The sequence below is a fragment of the Novosphingobium sp. BL-S-19 genome, assembly GCF_055521675.1.
This window is the reverse complement of sequence record NZ_CM145498.1, coordinates 1,599,969-1,617,045: the sequence shown is the minus strand read 5'-3', so window position 1 is coordinate 1,617,045 and position 17,077 is coordinate 1,599,969. Positions and strand designations below refer to the sequence as shown.

General features: G+C 61.6%; 15 protein-coding genes. 9 read left to right on the top strand and 6 right to left on the bottom strand.

Annotated features, from left to right (window positions below):
* Window position 1: 1 nt before the first annotated feature.
* The 3 genes from ACZ1JV_RS15835 to ACZ1JV_RS15825 form a co-directional block, all read right to left on the bottom strand.
* Window positions 2–1,204, bottom strand: a complete 1,203-nt coding sequence (locus ACZ1JV_RS15835) for a glucose-1-phosphate adenylyltransferase family protein (protein ID WP_465152308.1) — start codon at window positions 1,202–1,204, stop codon at window positions 2–4.
* 175 nt (window positions 1,205–1,379) lie between these two features.
* Complete coding sequence (locus ACZ1JV_RS15830; RefSeq protein ID WP_465149753.1) at window positions 1,380–2,582, bottom strand: IS256 family transposase; 1,203 nt, start codon at window positions 2,580–2,582, stop codon at window positions 1,380–1,382.
* A 718-nt stretch (window positions 2,583–3,300) separates the two neighbouring features.
* Window positions 3,301–3,636 carry a hypothetical protein gene (locus ACZ1JV_RS15825; protein ID WP_465152307.1) on the bottom strand — a complete coding sequence of 112 codons (336 nt, stop codon included), beginning with the start codon at window positions 3,634–3,636 and terminating at the stop codon, window positions 3,301–3,303.
* A gap of 244 nt (window positions 3,637–3,880) precedes the next feature.
* On the opposite strand from ACZ1JV_RS15825, the gene ACZ1JV_RS15820 reads away from it, so the two are divergent.
* From ACZ1JV_RS15820 to ACZ1JV_RS15810, 3 genes are all read left to right on the top strand, one after another.
* Window positions 3,881–4,336: a hypothetical protein gene (locus ACZ1JV_RS15820; RefSeq protein ID WP_465152306.1), complete on the top strand. Its 456-nt coding sequence runs from the start codon at window positions 3,881–3,883 to the stop codon at window positions 4,334–4,336.
* Window positions 4,337–4,407: 71 nt separating this feature from the next.
* On the top strand, window positions 4,408–5,337 hold the full coding sequence (locus tag ACZ1JV_RS15815) for an iron-containing redox enzyme family protein (RefSeq protein WP_465152582.1): 930 nt from the start codon (window positions 4,408–4,410) through the stop codon (window positions 5,335–5,337).
* A gap of 243 nt (window positions 5,338–5,580) precedes the next feature.
* The gene (locus tag ACZ1JV_RS15810) at window positions 5,581–6,393 is read left to right on the top strand and encodes a hypothetical protein (protein WP_465152305.1); all 813 of its coding nucleotides are present in this window, start codon (window positions 5,581–5,583) and stop codon (window positions 6,391–6,393) included.
* Between the two features lie 8 nt (window positions 6,394–6,401).
* Here ACZ1JV_RS15810 and ACZ1JV_RS15805 read toward each other — a convergent pair whose 3' ends face one another.
* From ACZ1JV_RS15805 to katE, 3 genes are all read right to left on the bottom strand, one after another.
* The gene (locus ACZ1JV_RS15805) at window positions 6,402–7,031 is read right to left on the bottom strand and encodes an alpha-ketoglutarate-dependent dioxygenase AlkB (RefSeq protein ID WP_465152304.1); all 630 of its coding nucleotides are present in this window, start codon (window positions 7,029–7,031) and stop codon (window positions 6,402–6,404) included.
* Window positions 7,028–7,291, bottom strand: a complete 264-nt coding sequence (locus ACZ1JV_RS15800; protein WP_185999019.1) for a DksA/TraR family C4-type zinc finger protein — start codon at window positions 7,289–7,291, stop codon at window positions 7,028–7,030. The genes ACZ1JV_RS15805 and ACZ1JV_RS15800 overlap by 4 nt, the downstream gene beginning before the upstream one ends.
* A 360-nt stretch (window positions 7,292–7,651) precedes the next feature.
* A complete protein-coding gene (gene katE / locus ACZ1JV_RS15795) occupies window positions 7,652–9,889 on the bottom strand; it encodes a catalase (RefSeq protein WP_465152303.1) in 2,238 nt (745 codons plus the stop codon).
* Window positions 9,890–10,129: 240 nt separating this feature from the next.
* Here katE and ACZ1JV_RS15790 point away from each other — a divergent pair, with 240 nt between their 5' ends.
* The 6 genes from ACZ1JV_RS15790 (at window position 10,130) to ACZ1JV_RS15765 (ending at window position 17,067) form a co-directional block, all read left to right on the top strand.
* A complete protein-coding gene (locus ACZ1JV_RS15790) occupies window positions 10,130–10,870 on the top strand; it encodes a Crp/Fnr family transcriptional regulator (RefSeq protein ID WP_465152302.1) in 741 nt (246 codons plus the stop codon).
* Window positions 10,867–11,091 (top strand): hypothetical protein, encoded by a 225-nt coding sequence (locus ACZ1JV_RS15785; protein ID WP_465152301.1) that lies wholly within the window; start codon window positions 10,867–10,869, stop codon window positions 11,089–11,091. Before ACZ1JV_RS15790 ends, ACZ1JV_RS15785 begins: the two co-directional genes overlap by 4 nt.
* 408 nt (window positions 11,092–11,499) lie before the next feature.
* Entirely contained in the window at window positions 11,500–11,733 is a 234-nt protein-coding gene (locus ACZ1JV_RS15780) for a hypothetical protein (RefSeq protein ID WP_465152300.1), read from the top strand.
* 285 nt (window positions 11,734–12,018) lie between these two features.
* Window positions 12,019–13,158, top strand: a complete 1,140-nt coding sequence (locus ACZ1JV_RS15775) for a glycoside hydrolase family 130 protein (RefSeq protein ID WP_465152299.1) — start codon at window positions 12,019–12,021, stop codon at window positions 13,156–13,158.
* A 235-nt stretch (window positions 13,159–13,393) separates the two neighbouring features.
* The gene (locus ACZ1JV_RS15770) at window positions 13,394–13,951 is read left to right on the top strand and encodes a PRC-barrel domain-containing protein (RefSeq protein WP_465152581.1); all 558 of its coding nucleotides are present in this window, start codon (window positions 13,394–13,396) and stop codon (window positions 13,949–13,951) included.
* Window positions 13,948–17,067 (top strand): DEAD/DEAH box helicase, encoded by a 3,120-nt coding sequence (locus ACZ1JV_RS15765; RefSeq protein WP_465152298.1) that lies wholly within the window; start codon window positions 13,948–13,950, stop codon window positions 17,065–17,067. The genes ACZ1JV_RS15770 and ACZ1JV_RS15765 overlap by 4 nt, the downstream gene beginning before the upstream one ends.
* The last annotated feature ends 10 nt before the right edge of the window (window positions 17,068–17,077 follow it).

The following is a 17,077-nucleotide window of genomic DNA, read 5'->3' as shown; positions in this document are numbered from 1 at the left end:
CTCAGTTCACCGGAACTGGCGAGATTGCAGGGCTCGGCGCTTCCAAGACGGTCCGAACGGGTGGTCGTTTCCGCACAGGCGTGCTGCGGCCCTGTAACAGCGCAAGATCAGCCAGCGCGCGCGCCGAAACCACCCGAATGCCGCCGGACGAGATGGTGCACCACCCTTCGTATTGCGCCAGCAACGCGCCGAGATCGAAACCGTCGGGCACGATGGCATCGGCTGTGACGATCGCGTCCGAGATGGTCACCCATTGGCCGATGCGCGCGCCCGGCAGGACAACCACGTTGCGCAGTATCGTGCCTGCCCCGACCGTGGGCGAAGCGCCGTTTCGGTGGCCGCTGGAAGCCGGCGCGGGCCATTCGGGATCGAGAGCGAGGGAGCCGGCGGCAAGCTGCATCTGCACCGCGTGATAGGCGTCCAAGGTGCCCAGGTCCTGCCAAAGCGGCTCCGAACCCGCGCGTCCCGGCAAGGCATAGGCGTAAGCTTCGTCCGCGGCGACAAGGCGCGGAACGATGTGACTGCCGAAATCGAGATCGGCGACGGTTTGCGCCATTTCCACCAGCAGCGCGCGGAGGGCCTTCCATTCAAAAACATAGATGCCCATGGAGGCAAGCGCATGGCCTGGCCGATCCAGCGTGCTGGGCGCGATACGCGGCTTTTCAACGAAAGCGGTTATCCTGCCACTCGGATCGGCGGCCAGTATGCCGAATTCGCTGGCTTGCGCTACCGGTACATGAACGACACCTACCGTGACCGAGGCGCCCCGATCCAGGTGACAGGCGATCAACGGACGATAGTCCATCTGGTAGAGATGGTCGCCCGCCAGCACGACGACATGATCGGGCGCTTCGCTGTCGATCTCGTCCATTACGCTGAAGACGGCGTGGGCAGTGCCCGCGAAGGGTCCGCGTTCGGCACCATCCAGGACCTTGAACGCGCAATCCGAATGGCCGGAATGCCAGACCTGTTCCAGATGGTCGTGCAACGTTGCCGGCGCATGCTGCGTTAGCACCATCGCTTTGTGCAATCCGGAATTGACGACATTTGCCAATGTGAAGTCGATCAGCCGGAAATCGGCACCGATCGGAATGGCAGGTTTCGCTTCATCGTTCGTCAGATCGTGAAGGCGGCTTCCTTTGCCGCCGGCCAGTACGATGGACAGAACTCCACTGGGCGACGGAACAACTTTCGCAGGTGCCATGTATCCCCTCGGTCGGATCTCGGGTTCTGCGGCACAATTCACCAACCGGGCCGGCGGTTCCGACCTCTTAACGTGTATCATGACGATTTTTCCGAGCGCAGCGGCAAAGATCGTGTCCCCAGAGGTGGTGTAGCTTTTCTGGACCACCTTGCTTTTCGGCTTCAGCCTGAGCCGATCATGAGCCAGGTACTGCCGACAGCATGACAATAGGATTGTCGCTGAGCGGGGCCATCGTTTCAAGCGTCATGTAACGTGCGCGCTGGACGGCCCATTCGTCGGACTGTTCCATGAGGATGGCTCCGACGAGACGGGTGATGGCGGCTTCGTTTGGGAAGATCCCAACGACCTCGGTCCGCCGTTTGATTTCGCCATTGAGGCGCTCGATGGGGTTTGTGCTGTGTAGTTTGGCGCGATGCTCGCGCGGGAATGTCATGTAGGCCAACACATCGGGCTCAGCGTCGTCCATCAGCGTGGCTAGCTTGGGCAGTTTGGGCCGCACTTGGTCGGCGATCGAGCGCCACTGCTGGCTCGCAGCTTCTGGGGTTTCCTGGGCGAAGGCGGTGGCGATGAACGCGGAGACCACGCGCCTGCCGCTCTTGCCGGCATGGGCGAGTGCATTGCGCATGAAGTGGACGCGGCAGCGCTGCCAGGTCGCGCACAGCAGCTTGGAGACCGCCGCCTTAATGCCTTCGTGCGCATCGGAGATGACCAGCTTGACGCCACGCAGTCCTCGGCGCGTCAGTTTGCGCAGGAAAGCGGTCCAGAACGGCTCGGCCTCGGAAGGACCGATATCCATACCTAGCACCTCGCGGCGGCCATCGCTGTTGACGCCCACCGCGACGATCACCGCCACCGAGACGATACGCCCGTTCTGCCGCACTTTCACGTAGGTGGCGTCAATCCATAGGTACGGCCAGTCGCCTTCGATTGGGCGTTCGAGGAAGGCACCGACTTTCTCGTCGAGTTCCTCGCAAAGCCGGCTGACCTGGCTTTTCGAGATCCCATCCATACCCAGCGCCTTCACCAGGTCATCTACCGAGCGGGTGGAGATGCCCTGGATATACGCTTCCTGGATCACCGCGGTCAGCGCCCGCTCGGCCATGCGACGGGGTTCGAGGAAGCCGGGGAAGTAGCTTCCCTTCCTGAGCTTGGGGATGCGCAGTTCGACCGTCCCTGCTCGCGTCTGCCAGTCGCGCTCGCGGTAGCCGTTGCGCTGGACCAGCCTCGCCGCAGATTTCTCGCCATGGCCGGCACCGGTCAGGTTGCCGACTTCCATCTCCATCAGCCGCTCGGCGGCAAACGAGATCATCTCGCGCAGAATATCTGCATCCGGGGTCTTCTCTACCAGCGAACGCAAGTGCATCATCGGATCGGTCATCGTGATTCCTTCCGTCAAGTTTGAGCTTCGCAACCCAAACCTACCCGAAAATCACGGTGACCACCTCAGCCTTCAGCTACACCACGTCCTGGGACACGATCGCGGCAAAGCCTTCGCGGTTCACCGCGCTACATCACGGATGCGCCCTCCTGCGCGGTTCGCCGGGAACGACTTTACCCTAGCCCGCCTGATGACGAGAGACGAGAAATGCCATGACCCAATACGAACCTGAGGCTTCGCGAAAGCAATCGGGAGCAACACCTCGCCCGACGGGCGCTGGACCAGACCCGAGCGCAAGTCGCCCATGGGCGTTTCGCAGCTTGGCCCCGACAGCCCGCCTCATCCCGACAAAGAGGATGAGCGACTTAATCCGGATCAGAATACCCAAGCGACCGGATGAGCCGGTAACTTCGGCTTCTTCATTCAAACGATCCAGATCAAATCACCTTTGATTTGGCGTGATCTCATTCGGGAGGCATTGTCCGGATCACGGTCGGTGGAGAGCACCCACGTCGTATCCCCGGTCTTAAGGGGACCAATCGCGTTTTTCCAAGCCTTGCAGCCTAGGCTAGAGACTCTGCCCAAGATCGAGTTTGGGCGAACGAAGATGCCGGGCAATGATGCCCGGCGCTCCTCGGCGTTCCCGCCATTGCTATCTCAGCTAAAATAGTCCGGGTCCGCTAGGCATTTCTGCCGAGGACAGCCCTTTCCTGGCCCACTAGCCCGGTTTGCGACCGACGTCACCGCCACCGCCATGCATGCCTGGATGGCGGCGCTCGGAAATCATGTCGCTCCGCTCGTTGGGTTCTTTGCTTGGAGGAGCGCCCCCTTCCGAAGTCGCGGAGTCTTCACGGTCGCCCTGCTTTTCGGCCAAGGGCTGCACTGCAGGGTCCTTGCTGGACGTTCTCTCGGTCTGACCGCCTTTCAGACCACGGGCTTCGAGTTCACTCGTCTTCTGCGCGTCCACGCCTTCAACGATTTCCTCGTTTTGAGAGTCGACATTGGCACCATCGCCCGACGTGATAGCTGGGCCGATGGATGTTTGACCGTTCATGATCGTTCTCCTTTTTAGAGAGAAGGCCTGCCCTGTGACAAAGTTCCCCTACCACAGCCCCGCTGCTTCAGCGACGCACACCCGTTGACTTCGTCCCAACGCGCCGGGTTGGAGCACGGAGCATGTTGGAACTGGCTGCTAAAGTGCTGCCGCCGCCCCGCCTCCGCCTCAAGAGCGCTCTTTACCGCCTTGCGAATGGGCCGTTTGCAGTTTCTAGCTTTAGGCGTGTTCGAGGCGCCTGAGGGTGACGGACAATCGCTTGCAACTGAGCTGCTGGCTGCGCGCTCACTTAACCCAAATCAGGCCGATTCTATCTCAAGCTCGGGAGCCAAATCGGATTCCACCGCATTGTCTGGGCATGGCACAAAGCACGAAAGAGAAGCCGGTGGCGCTGGTACTTGCTGGCTCACGCCGCGTGGCGATGGATTGGATCCGCCGTCTTGAGCACGGCGGCTTCACGGTGCGGTTTTTTGATGCCGCATGGGACGCCCTTGCTGTTTTCGGGGAGGAGATGCCGCAAGTCGCGTACATAGGGGCACTCCCTTGGAGTTCCCAATTGGAACTCTTGCTTGCCGATCTCGATCGGTATGGCGTGCCGGTTGAACGCTTGGCGCGAGCAAGTGCCGTTTCGGACCTGCGCACGGCCTCAGCATCCGTGAATGGCCAGATGTCTAGCGCCCCACGGCGCTTCCAGCGCTGATTTTGACCGGCAGGCGTCCCCCTCTTGCCGAGTTGCCGGGACGCCTTGATTTGGAGATCGAGATGCTTGAGATGAAATTTGCAGATTGCGCCTCCGAGGCCCAGGATCGGGTCCGAGGCGGCTTCTATCTGACGGAAGATTTTCAACAAAGGCTCGCCCGCTGGAACAGAGAACGTCTCATGCCTCAGTTTCCGGTGGAGGACTGGACCTCTGAACTAGCCCGAAATGCCCGGATGCAGAAACTCGAGGGAGAATTCCTTGAGCAACTACGCACTGACGTGCGGGAAGATGCCGCAAAGGCACCTGGGGAACCGGCCGCCTTCGTCGAATGGTTCGAAAGCTTGATCGATGTCGGCCCAGGTCAGAACGACCCGCTCTTTCCCTGGCTGGCCGATGAAGCCTCCCGCGAGCAAATCCGCTGGTTTTTCGAGCAGGAAGCCGCTGGGGAAGCGGGATTCGATGATCTGGTAGCCCTTACGCAGATCAAGCTTCCAGATCAGGCCAAACTCGAACTTGCCCGAAATTACTGGGACGAAATGGGTCGAGGAAATCCCAAGGGCATGCACGGTCCGATGTTGCATATCGTCGCCGACGCGCTCGCGGTAGAACCCAGGATCGAGACCACCGTGGCCGAAAGCCTTGCCCTCGCAAACGCCATGACCGGCATGGCGACCTCCCGTCGGTATGCGTGGCATTCAGTCGGGGCGCTGGGCGTGATTGAACTTACTGCGCCCGGCCGCTCAGCGCTCGTGGCAAAAGGCCTGCGGCGGATTGGCCTGAGCGGGAAAGAACGCCGCTACTTCGATCTCCATGCTGTCCTTGACGTAAAGCACAGCGAGGATTGGAACCGCGAAGCCCTCAGGCCCTTGGTCGAAGAAGATCCTCGCCGCGCTACTGCCATTGCCGAAGGCGCTTTGATGCGGCTGAAATGTGGAGCAAGCTGCTTCGAGCGCTACCGCGCCGAACTCTGGAGGGATCAAACCTTCAAAAAGGCCTCCTGAATTCGCAGCATTCGGAGATCGACCAGTCGCCGGTGATGGTTGCTGATAGGCCCTGCGGGGCGGCTCCCTCCCGGGATCGCCGAGATAGCCTCAAACGAGTCGGAGCCAGCGCCATGACAAACACGCAAGGGGATGTAGAACAACTGGAAGCTGTGAGCCCTTGGGTGCTTGCCCTGCGGGCTGAACTGGCGAACGGCTCCTTGATCTCCCGAAGCAGCTTCGGATTTGGAAAACTGAACTGCGATGTGGACCAAGGGAGATACGCTCTGGGCTATCTTGCGCCGTCCGGAACACGGCGGACTTGCAATCAGGCTCGCGTATGCGCCCGGCGGGATCGACCGGGTCAAGCAGCTGCGTCGGCGCCCCGGCGAAAAACTGCGCTTTTCGGTCCACAGCGCCATGGGACGGCACGTAATTGCGCTCAAGACTGATGGGCTCGATCTGCAGCGATTGCGCGTCACCATTGAGCTGACGCCCGCAGCTCCTCTTCTCCTGCCATTTATGCCGCGGGATCTCTATCCGCTTGATGCGCAGGATGACCCGGCGGGCACGGCAGGCAGGGTCGAGGCCGCCCAGCGCGGCCTGAAGGCCGGTCTTCTTTACTTTCACGTCGACACCCCGACGCTGGGCAGCGTGCTCTATTTTCAGAACCTCACTGCGATGAATGCCTACTACCGCACGACGGAAACGAAGCCCGATGGCGCGGTGGGCGGGGAATGGCTAGAGCTTGGTTATCTTCCGCCGACGCCGCCGCAGAGCGGGACACCCCCAACCAAGCCGTTATCGGCTGGCGTGACGGTGACAATTTCCGATGTGGTTCTAATATTTCGAGACCAGACGCCGCCCGACGAGCGCGATTCCGCCCGCAGGTTCTTGCAGATGTTGGGCGCGGCATACACGCGCTTGAGTTGCCGCCCGTGCAGCACCGCGATTGGGTTGGACGTGCAGAGCAGACGCGAGCTTTCATGGCAAAAGCCGGTGTCGCGCGCGTTCCAACCCTCGATTCGGCTCGTCGACAGGCTTGCAGACGATTGCCTTAGTCGTCTCGCCAAGTGATTGAAAAATTAGGCCGCGCCGATCGGGGGCGGACCGACCAAGGTACGGAAAGTGATCGACCAGCGGGCGCTGTCCAGCTCAGCAATACTATGCTCCCACTGATGCCTAACCTCATCGGTCAGCAGATAGAGACCGCGCCGCGGCGCTTCATGAGTAAAACGTTCGAACTTCTCGTCTCCGATTTTGCGTCGGAACCGCAGCGGAGCATTCCTGCCCAGAGAAATGCCGGCGACATGCTCGAACATAGACCTATCCTTATGCCAGCCGATGACCGCGCCTGGATCATAACGGATGATAAGCGCTTGTTCGAAACGTTCCGGCGGCAAGCCCGCATGATCGGCAACGCGGGTCCTCATGGGAAGGAGCCAGGCCGGGAGGGGCGGGCCCCGTTCTGCAAAACCGCGATCGAAATCGTAAGTCCATCCAAACGAGCGGGTAAGCCGTTTGCCCAACCATCCTTGAAAGCGAAAGGGTTGGAGCTGTGAAGCATCGATCCGCGCAATAAGATCGTTTTCCTCAGCGGGTGAAATGACGTCTCGCCAACTATGGAAACCCTCAGGTGCAGCGCGCGCAGCGGCGGGAGCGGGGCCAAAAACGTCCCACTGAGCTACGTTCGCACCGTCTGTTCGATCGCTCACCTGAGTTGGCTATCCTTACTCCCCCGCCGATTGATCGCCGAGACAACCGGGCGGTGTTCCCGTTTCGATTGGCACGTAACGCATGTACGCACGCCGGGAACCGCGCGCCGTCTGCCTTCCGGGATCATCTCGCCGCAGACCTCGCAGTCAGGCAAACCCTCGCCGCGCGGCATGGATGCGCGAGCAGCAGCCACCGCATCGTTGAGACTGTCCTCGATCTGATCCTGTACGGCGCTATCGGGCGCCCAGCCATTCGCCATATCGTACTCCTCCTTACCGAAGGTGGGGACGTAGGAGAGGGATTTCACCCCTGATGTGTCCAACCGTCACGAAACAGGGGTTCGGCCTTTTGAGCCCCATCCAGTTCGCACCACCCCGCTCCTGGGCGGTGAAAGGGACGTTTCGGTTCCGCAGGCAATCTGTGCGTCAATGTCGAACGCGAAACGCAAGCATCAAGACCGGCGCTGTCGGCGGTCACATGATCGGCGGGAACGACCTGCCACCATTCAACATCGGCCCAATGAGAGAACGCGTCAAACGCGTGCTCGTCTGCGCGAATTGCAATCTCGGCTCCCGAGCATGGGCCGCCATGCTCGGGTTTCGTCGCGGCGACTAGCGGACTATCGGGCGGCGGGCGGTGCATCCAGATCGACCTCCAGTTCGCGAGGCCAGTGGCGTAGAGCGCGGCAGCTTTCGATGAAGGCTTGCGCGTCGGCGGCCTCATCAAGCGGCAGGCATCCTTCATCGAGGTCATTTACACCGATGCCGGCCTTCGCGAGGAGCACTGCGGCCTCGGCAGTGAACCCGATGAACTTGCAGTGTGCGAATGCATCGGCGACGAAATTCTTGGCTGGCGCATCGAGCGAGAGCATCGCCGCCCCCTCCTGCGGTACCACGATCGCGACGGCGTCGAACAGGACCGAAGGACCGCCGTCGATCTTGTGTCTGGCGGCAACCGTGGTCCCGTCCGACAAGGTGACCCCAGCGATCTTGGGCGCTACCACCTCGTATACCGCGCCTTCGCCATCCACCGCCTTCAGCAGCGCTGCAAGGATCTTGGCGTCGGCCCCGTCGGTCAACAAAATGCCGAGTTTGCGGCCCTTGAAGCTGTCGGGCCCATTTTTCACGATACTGAGCCTATCGGACGGCGCAAGGTCGGCAATTGGCTCCCGTGCAGCGACCGCCGGGCGAGGCATCACAAGGCCGAGCCCATCTGCGACCTTGGCCGCCAGTCCGGCATCGATATTCAAAAGGTGCGACACGGTCCGCGAACGGATGTCCGGCCGCTCCACCTTTGAAAGCTCGAAGACCAGGGCGTCCCCGATATGCTTCTGCTCGATAGGAGTCTGGCTGACGTAGAACTGCCGTGCCTGACTATAGTGATCAGCAAAGCTTTCCGACCGAACTCGTTGTTTGGGTCCTTCGGCCACTTCGGCAAAGCTTGTGAAACCCTTGGCAGGGTCTTCTCGCGGACCGCCCTCTGTAGCGCCCCAGCTATTCGGCTCGTAGTTCGCGCGCCCCTTCGGGTTGCGCATTGCCATGTGACCGTCCTGCTGGAAATGTGCCATCGGACACTTCGGCGCGTTGATCGGTATATGGGTGAAGTTGGGGCCGCCGAGTCGCTTGATCTGCGTATCGAGATACGAGAAATTGCGACCCTGGAGCAGCGGGTCGTTGGAAAAGTCGATGCCCGGTGGGACGTTTTGGGTGCAGAAGGCGACTTGCTCGGTCTCGGCGAAGAAGTTGTCGACGACGCGGTCGAGTACCAAGCGCCCGATGATGCGGACCGGCACCAATTCCTCGGGGATCAACTTGGTTGCGTCGAGAACGTCGAAGTCGAAGCTGTCGGCAAAAGCATCGTCGAAAAGCTGAACTCCAAGCTCCCATTCGGGAAGATCGCCGGAATTGATGGCATCCCACAGGTCACGGCGATGGAAGTCGGGATCGGCGCCGTTGATTTTCACCGCCTCGTTCCACATGACCGACTGCAGGCCCTGTTTCGGTTTCCAATGGAACTTCACGAATGTCGATTTGCCGTCGGAATTGACCAAGCGGAAGGTGTGAACCCCGAAACCCTCCATCGTCCGGAACGAGCGCGGGATCGCGCGGTCCGACATGGTCCACATGATCATGTGGAAGCTCTCGGGCGTAAGACTTACGAAGTCCCAGAAATTATCATGGGCTGTCTGGGCTTGGGGAAAGTTTCGGTCGGGCTCAGGCTTGGCAGCATGGATCAGGTCGGGGAACTTGATCGCATCCTGAATGAAGAAGACAGGGATGTTGTTACCGACGAGATCCCAGTTTCCTTCCTGGGTGTAGAGCTTGACCGCAAAGCCTCGGACGTCGCGGGCAAGATCGAACGAGCCCTTCGAGCCGGCGACAGTCGAGAAGCGCACAAAGGCAGGCGTCCGCTCACCGACCCGCTGGAAGACGTCCGCACGGCTGACGTCCGAAAGGCTTTCGGTGAGTTCGAAGAATCCGTGCGCACCGTAACCGCGAGCGTGAACCACTCGTTCGGGTATCCGCTCGTGATCGAAATGGAATATCTTTCCGCGGAAGTGGGCATCCTCCAACAGAGTTGGCCCCCGCACCCCCTGCTTCAGGCTATTCTGGTCGTCAGCGACCGGAATTCCCTGCTCGGTGGTGAGGGTCTCGACGTCCCCACCGGCAACCTGATGGGTATCTCCCCCCTCTGCCTGAGGTTCGGCAAACGAGGGTGAGACCGAGATGTCGCTGGGGAACCGAGAAGCCTTCTGCGGGGATTCGCCGGCAATGTCGGCGGGCGCGAGATCGAGCGGCGAAATCGTCGGCGCCGGCTTGGCAGCGCGAGTAGGAGCGTTCGAGGGCGTCTTGGCCATGGGGCAATCCTCGTCATGGAAAAAAGCTGCGCCGCGAGCTCGGACGACACTTGATCGGCCAGTACTGCACCGCGGTGATAGTTTCGCTCTAATCTCTGAGCGACCTGCCCGGTTTCGGATCGCTCCACTAAACTAACCTGCATCAACACGAATGCGCGGCACGGGCGGAAACAAGACGCTGCGCCTATAGTTTCAGCTCTGTCACATTCGTTTGACCTTTATGGACACCCCAACCATTCCATGTTCAGCGAACGATTTCTCAGGAACAAGATCAACGTTCACATCTCCGCCGCCGAGCGGGCGAGATTGGAAGCTGCGATCGTCGAAGTGCGCGCGATAGAGCCGCGCAGTGTGCTGGTACGTGCGGGAACTATGCTCGATCACAGCACGCTTCTGATCGAGGGCATCATGTCGCGCTACATCGATGACCGGAATGGGTTGAGGCAACTCGTCGCGATCCATCTACCCGGCGATTTCGTTGATCTTCATGCCTATCCGCTGAAGTTCCTCGACCACGATGTTGCGACCATGACGGCAGCTACAGTGGCAATCGTTCCCCATGCGAATCTTGGCAACTTGATCGGTGAGAACCCGGAACTGGGTCGTAAGCTCTGGTACGCAACGCTGATCGATGCGGCGATCCACCGCGCGTGGCTGTTCCGTCTTGGACGGCTCGATGCGATGGGGCGCGTTGCCCACTTCCTGTGCGAGACAAATACACGACTGGAGGCAGTGGGGCTGAGCGATGGTCGCCGGTTCGCGCTTTCCCTCACCCAGGTCGACCTAGCAGAAATTTGCGGCCTGACACCTATTCATGTGAACAGGATCCTGCGCCAGCTGCGGGAGGAGCGCCTGTGCGTCTTTCGCTCGTCGCTCGTGGAAATCCTAGATCCGACACGGTTGGCCGCCCGGGGTCAATTCGATCCGGGCTATCTCTACACCGAGGCGGCTCCGTCCTCCAGCGCAGGGTTAAATCGATGAACACACCAACAGGCGCAATTCCACCCTATTCCGATCCCGGCATCGCGAGTGCGGAAGACGGCCTCGTCATTCTCGATGGACCAAATGGCGTGGCCGTGACGATGACGCCGGAAGCCGCGGCGCGAACGGGACATAGTCTGGTGGCCGCAGCCCGCGATGCCGAGAGGCAGATAGAGGGCCGCGGAGATAGCTTTAGCGCGCGCCGGCCGCCTGATGACTGATCTGACGCTCGCATCGCGCCGCCCTGGTCGCTTTTCGCAAACCTGATCAGGGAGGGCGCTCGCTTCGCCGTCCCACGGCATCGAGGTTAGTCGAACAGGGCACACTTCCCAAAAAGGAAAAAGGCCATCCAGCCGTGTGCGCTGCCACAGATCGGGACAGAGCGTTGCTGACAAGCGGTAACATTTCATCTCGGCCGGGGCCTAGAGGATGTCTGGATCGTTATACCGTTAACGCTGGGTCTGTGCCGGGTCTCGAAGTATTTCAAGATCAGTGCGGCATGGCCGAAGCGCCGGCCATGCCTTGTCCGTCATTTACCCGACTGGCGCCGTGACGCCCCCTGAACTTGCAGGACGTCGGCCCGATTGATCTCAAGCCGAAGCCAACTGCTTCCCATCTGGAGAATCGCAATGCGTGCACTGCTGAGATTAGGAATCCTCGCCGGACTTGGCTACTTCGCCTACTCCAAGTTCGCAGCATCGCGGTCGCTTGACGATGATGACCGCGGCCCCGTGGGCTCGTCGGGCATTGTTCGCAACGCAGGCCCGGAGGAGCAATCGGGCATCCGTAACGACGATTGGGACACGGTAGACGAACAGATCGACGGGAGTTTCCCTGCCAGTGATCCTCCGGGCAGCTACTGAGGGCCCCGCGGATCTCCCAGTTTATGCTCCCGAACATCGTGGCGAGCGAGCTCACTCGGAGCGCGAACCCGAACGGGCTTGGCCGTATCGCACTGCCCCAGTACGCCGCGTCATTTGACCGGGGGACTGGGCGCGGTCTCGGCATGCTAAAGCATGACGGATGCCGCGCTTTCAGTGGGCGAACCTAAACCAATCGCATGGCCGATTGCCGCGAGAAAGAGTCCGGTTCCATGCTGCCAGTGTCATACACCAATGCGCCGCGCCAATTTGTCGGGGGTATGAGCAATGAAATATGATGTCGACGCCTTGGTGGTTCTCCCCGACGACATTGATTTGGGTCGTTCCCCGCTCGCAAATCACATCGAAGCTGAAACGTTCGTGCTGGGTGCTTTTAATCCTGGGCTGACCAGGTTGCCCAATGGCAATTTGCTGCTGATGGTGCGCGTTGCAGAGGCACTGCGCGATCCGATCGCTGATGGCCACCTGCATACAATTCGCTGGGAGGCTGCGAGCGGTGGCCGTTTTGTCACCGACGCTTGGCCCTTGGAGCTCGTTGACACGTCGGATCCCCGCGCAGTCCGCCTTCGTGGTGGCGGCTGGAATATCATGGTCCTGACTTCGCTCTCGTGGCTATTGCCGGTCGAGCTGACCCCGGACGGGACGAACCCAGTAGCGTTTCACTACGAAAAGGCGATTGCACCGATCAATGGCTTGCAATGCTACGGCGTGGAGGATCCGCGCATCAGCTACGTGGAAGGTCAATGGTTCATGACAACCTGCTCGATCGGTCCAGAGCGGCAGTGCACGACGCTCTACACCTCAAGCAACGGACTGGATTGGACATACGCTGACATCCTCCTGGACCATCAAAACAAAGATATGCTGCTGTTCGAAGGCCTCATAAATAATGAGTACTGGGCACAGACCCGGCCCCTTGGCGATGCTTACTTTGCGTACCCCCCTGGTAGTGAATGGCGGGCCGGACCATCGATAAATCTCGCTCATTCGCCGGACGGCCGGTTTTGGAAGCCATACTCGAAGCCGGGAATTCGGCCACACGCCGCTACCCTGGCAACCGCGCGAATGGGTGGGGGCAGCCCTCCCCTGCTGACAACCGGCATCGAGGAAGGTGGATGGCTGTCTCTCTGGCACGGTGTTGAACCAAAAGAACTGGTCGGAATTTATCGGACCTATTGGTCAATACTGGCACGCGACGACCCCAGCATTACTGTCCGTTCGAGCCACAAACCGCTCATAGAACCTAACCCGGAACTCACCAAGCCGATCGAGCATCAAATGTATTTGCGAGATGTGGTTTTCACCACCGGGATTGTAGACGCCGGAAGCTACTATGTAGTTGCCTCTGGAGAAGCGGATCTCGCATGCCGCATCACCCATATACCAAAGGCAGCTTTCTCGCCATAATCACGCCGGCAGCTCTCTAATGCAAGACGAAGCGCTCTTTATCTGAGGCTTAAGCGATACGCCAAGTCGTCCGGAGCCGGCCGCGCTGACACCTGAGGGCGCAGGACAGGCGCGCTACCGAAATCTATCGCGGCTCCGGCACTATGAGCAGTGCTTCGCGTTCCACAATTCTCACCCCAGCTAAGGAATTGCCTGCATGGAAGACGTCGCCGGTTGGATCGCGCCTGCCGCCACGATGATCGCCGCCATGATGACCGCAGCCAATCTCGGCGCTCGGGTCACGGGTTGGGGCTTCGTCGTCTTCACGATCGGCTCGATCGCCTGGTCGGCGGTGGGGCTGGCGTCCGGGCAGAACAATCTCCTCGCCACCAACGTTTTCCTGACCTTCGTCAATCTGATGGGCGTGTGGCGCTGGCTGGGCAAGCAGCGATCCTATGAAGATGGCGGCAAGTCGGCCTCCGAGGCCAGCCGGCGCTCTGCTTACCCGTCGCTTTTCACCGCTACGGGTATCGCCGGCATGCCTGTAGCGTCGGCTGACGGCGAGACGATCGGCAAAGCGGTCGAAGCGCTCGTCACATGCGAGAGCGGCAACGTGAGCTATGTCGTGATCGCCTCGAGCGGTGTCGGTGGGATCGGCGAAGAACTGCGCGCGGTGGATCGGGCGCAGATCGATTTCACCTGCGATCGGATGAAGCTTCGTCGCCCGCGCGCCTGGTTCGAAGGCCTTCCGCTGCTTGCCGATGGAGACTGGCCCGCCGCACGTGCGGAGATGGCTGCGAGTCTTGCCCGATGACCGCTTCTCGCGGGCTGGGAGAGACCGCCCTGGCGCTTTCCGGGGCCCTGCGCGTCAGCGATCTCCTTTACCTGGCAGACGACGACCGTGAGGCCGAGATGGTCGCTGCCGCTCTAGCATCATTGGTTCCCAACGCCCGCGTCGTCTTCGTTCCATCGAGTGACACTCTGCCCGGCGACCGCGCGCCTGCCTCCCCGGCAAATATCGGTCGGCGGATCGCGGCCCTGCGAGATCTGCGCCGGCTCGTGCTTGACAAAGAGCGCCCGCGCCTCGCAGCGATTATGAGCGGCGAGGCCGCGGCCAGGCTTTATGCGAAGCCCTCCGCATTCGACGCCGCCCCACCGACGGTGCGGACCGGTGACCCGATCCACATCGAGGGTTTCGCTGCCCAGATGGAGGGGCTCGGATATTTCACCGACGACCGGGTGGACGAGCCCGGAGAAGTCGCGGTGCGCGGCGATGTTATCGACATATTCCCTGCCGACGCTGGCCTTCCCGCGCGGATCGATGTCGCAGACGGGCGGATCGCCGGGATCCGTCGCTATGACCCTGCAACGCAGCTTAGCGAAGAGCCATGCGAGTACCTGGAAATCGGCCGGGCCGCCGAACCGGTCTCGAAGGAAAAGGTCTCGATCCTCGCCCATTTGGTGCCCGGCAATGTTTATTTGTCGCCCAAGGCGGACAAGCGCCGGCAGCGCTTCGTCCGCCTTGCCGATCAAGCGGCCAGCGCGGGCGGCACAGCGATCGACGCCGTTTCCGAGGACGTTTGGACTAACGACCTTGCCGCGTGGGTGCAGAGCGAACTGGAAGCGGAAGTTTCGCCAACACCGCGCTTTGCCGAGCAGAAATCCCCCCTCACCGCGCTGCGGCGCTTCGCGTCGCCGTTGCTCGCCGCCGGCCAGCGCATGCTGTTGGTTGGAAGCGAACGTGATATTCGGTTCCTGAGAGCGAAGCTCGCCAAGATCCTCAACGTCGAGGTGCAAACGCTCGAAGCGCTCGAAGACTTGGCGGGGCTTCCCGCCGGCGGCGTCGCAGCGCTTGTCGCGCCGATCGACCGTGGCGCTGCCTCGAATGATGTGGTGATGATCGCCGCGGCCGATCTTCTCGGCAGCCGCGCCCTGTTGGAGAATGTCGAACAGAGGCAAGCTGGATTGCAGCTTGCAAGCGGCGACATCCGCTCGGGTGATCTCGTGGTCCATCAGGATCATGGAGTCGGCCGGGTGGTGGGCCTTGAACATGCGCCCGGCGAAGCCGGGGTCGATCTCATCGTGCTCGAATATGCCGGGGGCCACCGCCGTTTGGTCCCGGTGCACGAGGCCGGCCGCCTATGGCGCTACGGCGGCGACGGAGAGGCGGTGAAGCTCGACAGGCTCGACGGCTCGAGCTGGGAGAAACGGCGCGGTTCGATCGACGAAGCCGTCGCCGAAAGCGCGCGCGAACTGCTCCTCCTTGCAGAGCAGCGGCGCCGGCTCGAAGCGCCGGTGATCGAACCCGACTCCGCCAGCTACGAACAATTCGTCGCGACCTTTCCATTCAACGAGACCGCGGATCAGGCACGGGCAATCCAGGCCGCCCGCGACGATCTGGCTTCGGGCCGGCCAATGGACCGCCTCGTCATCGGCGATGTCGGCTATGGCAAGACCGAGGTCGCACTGCGCGCTGCGGCACTCGCCGCCCTGGCGGGCTACCAGGTCATTCTGGCAGCGCCGACAACCGTACTGGTACGCCAGCACCTGCAGGCATTCGCGCGCCGCTTCGAAGGCACGGGTGTGAAAATTGCCGGTCTGTCCCGGCTGTCGAGCGCGGCGGAGAGAAAAGCGACCAAAGCCGGCCTCGCCGATGGCTCTATTGGAATCGTCGTTGGCACGGCCGCGGTCATGGCGAAGGACGTCCGCTATGCGCGGCTCGGACTCGTCATCATCGACGAGGAACAGCGCTTTGGAGCGGCCGATAAGGCCCGGTTGCGAGGCCGCGCGGAAGTACACCTTCTGGCAATGAGCGCGACGCCGATACCGCGCACGCTCCACCGCGCGATGATCGGTCTGCAGCAGATTTCGGTTATCGCCACCCCGCCGGCGCGGCGCCAGCCGATCCGCACGATCCTTGCCGCTCCCGAGGATACCATGATCCGAACAGCGCTCCTGCGCGAACGCTCACGGGGCGGACAAAGCTTCGTTGTCACGCCTCGGATTGAGGACCTCGGGTCCCTCGCCGCACGCTTGGCCCGCATCGTGCCCGACCTCACCGTCATCGAAGCGCACGGCAAGATGGCGGCCGGCGCCATCGACGAGGCAATGGTCCGCTTTGGCGATGGCGAAGGCGATGTTCTGTTGGCGACCAATATCATAGAAGCGGGCCTCGACGTCCCGCGCGCCAATACCATGCTCATCTGGCGCGCCGACCGCTTCGGCCTCGCCCAGCTTCACCAACTGCGCGGACGGGTGGGGCGCGGCAATCGCAGGGGGCAGGTCATCATGCTGACCGAAGGCGGCGAGATCGCCGAGCGGACGATGAAGCGGCTGCGTACGCTGACCGCTCACGACCGGCTTGGTGCAGGCTTCGAGATTAGCGCGGCAGACCTCGACCAGCGCGGCGCCGGCGACCCGCTCGCCGATACCCAGGCGGGTCACATGAAACTCGTCGGCGTCGACCTCTATCAACACCTGTTCGAAGCCGCGCTACGGCAGGCCCTCGGGCAGGATCCGGGTTTTTGGGCGCCCGACCTCAATCTGGGAGATCCCGGAGGCCTGCCGGCCCAATGGATACCCGACCCCGATATCCGGCTCGGTCTTTACGTGCGTCTCGCGCGCCTTACGGATGAGGGCGAACTCAACGCATTCGAAGCAGAACTTGCCGACCGGTTCGGCCGGCTTCCGGCGCATGCCGAGCGGCTGCTCGCAGCAGCGCGGATCGGCATCCTCGCCCGCACGGCAGGAATAGAGCGCGTAGATGCCGGACCCGCAGCCATCGCTCTCACCCCGCGCGGCGGCGAACTGCACCTGCCGAATGGCACTGATCTCACCGAGAAGGATGGACGCTGGTTGCTGAAAGAACAGACAAACGAAGCCACCCGACTGGCGCGGGTAGCTGACCTTCTCGAGACTCTGGTGCCTTAAGGAGGTTGAT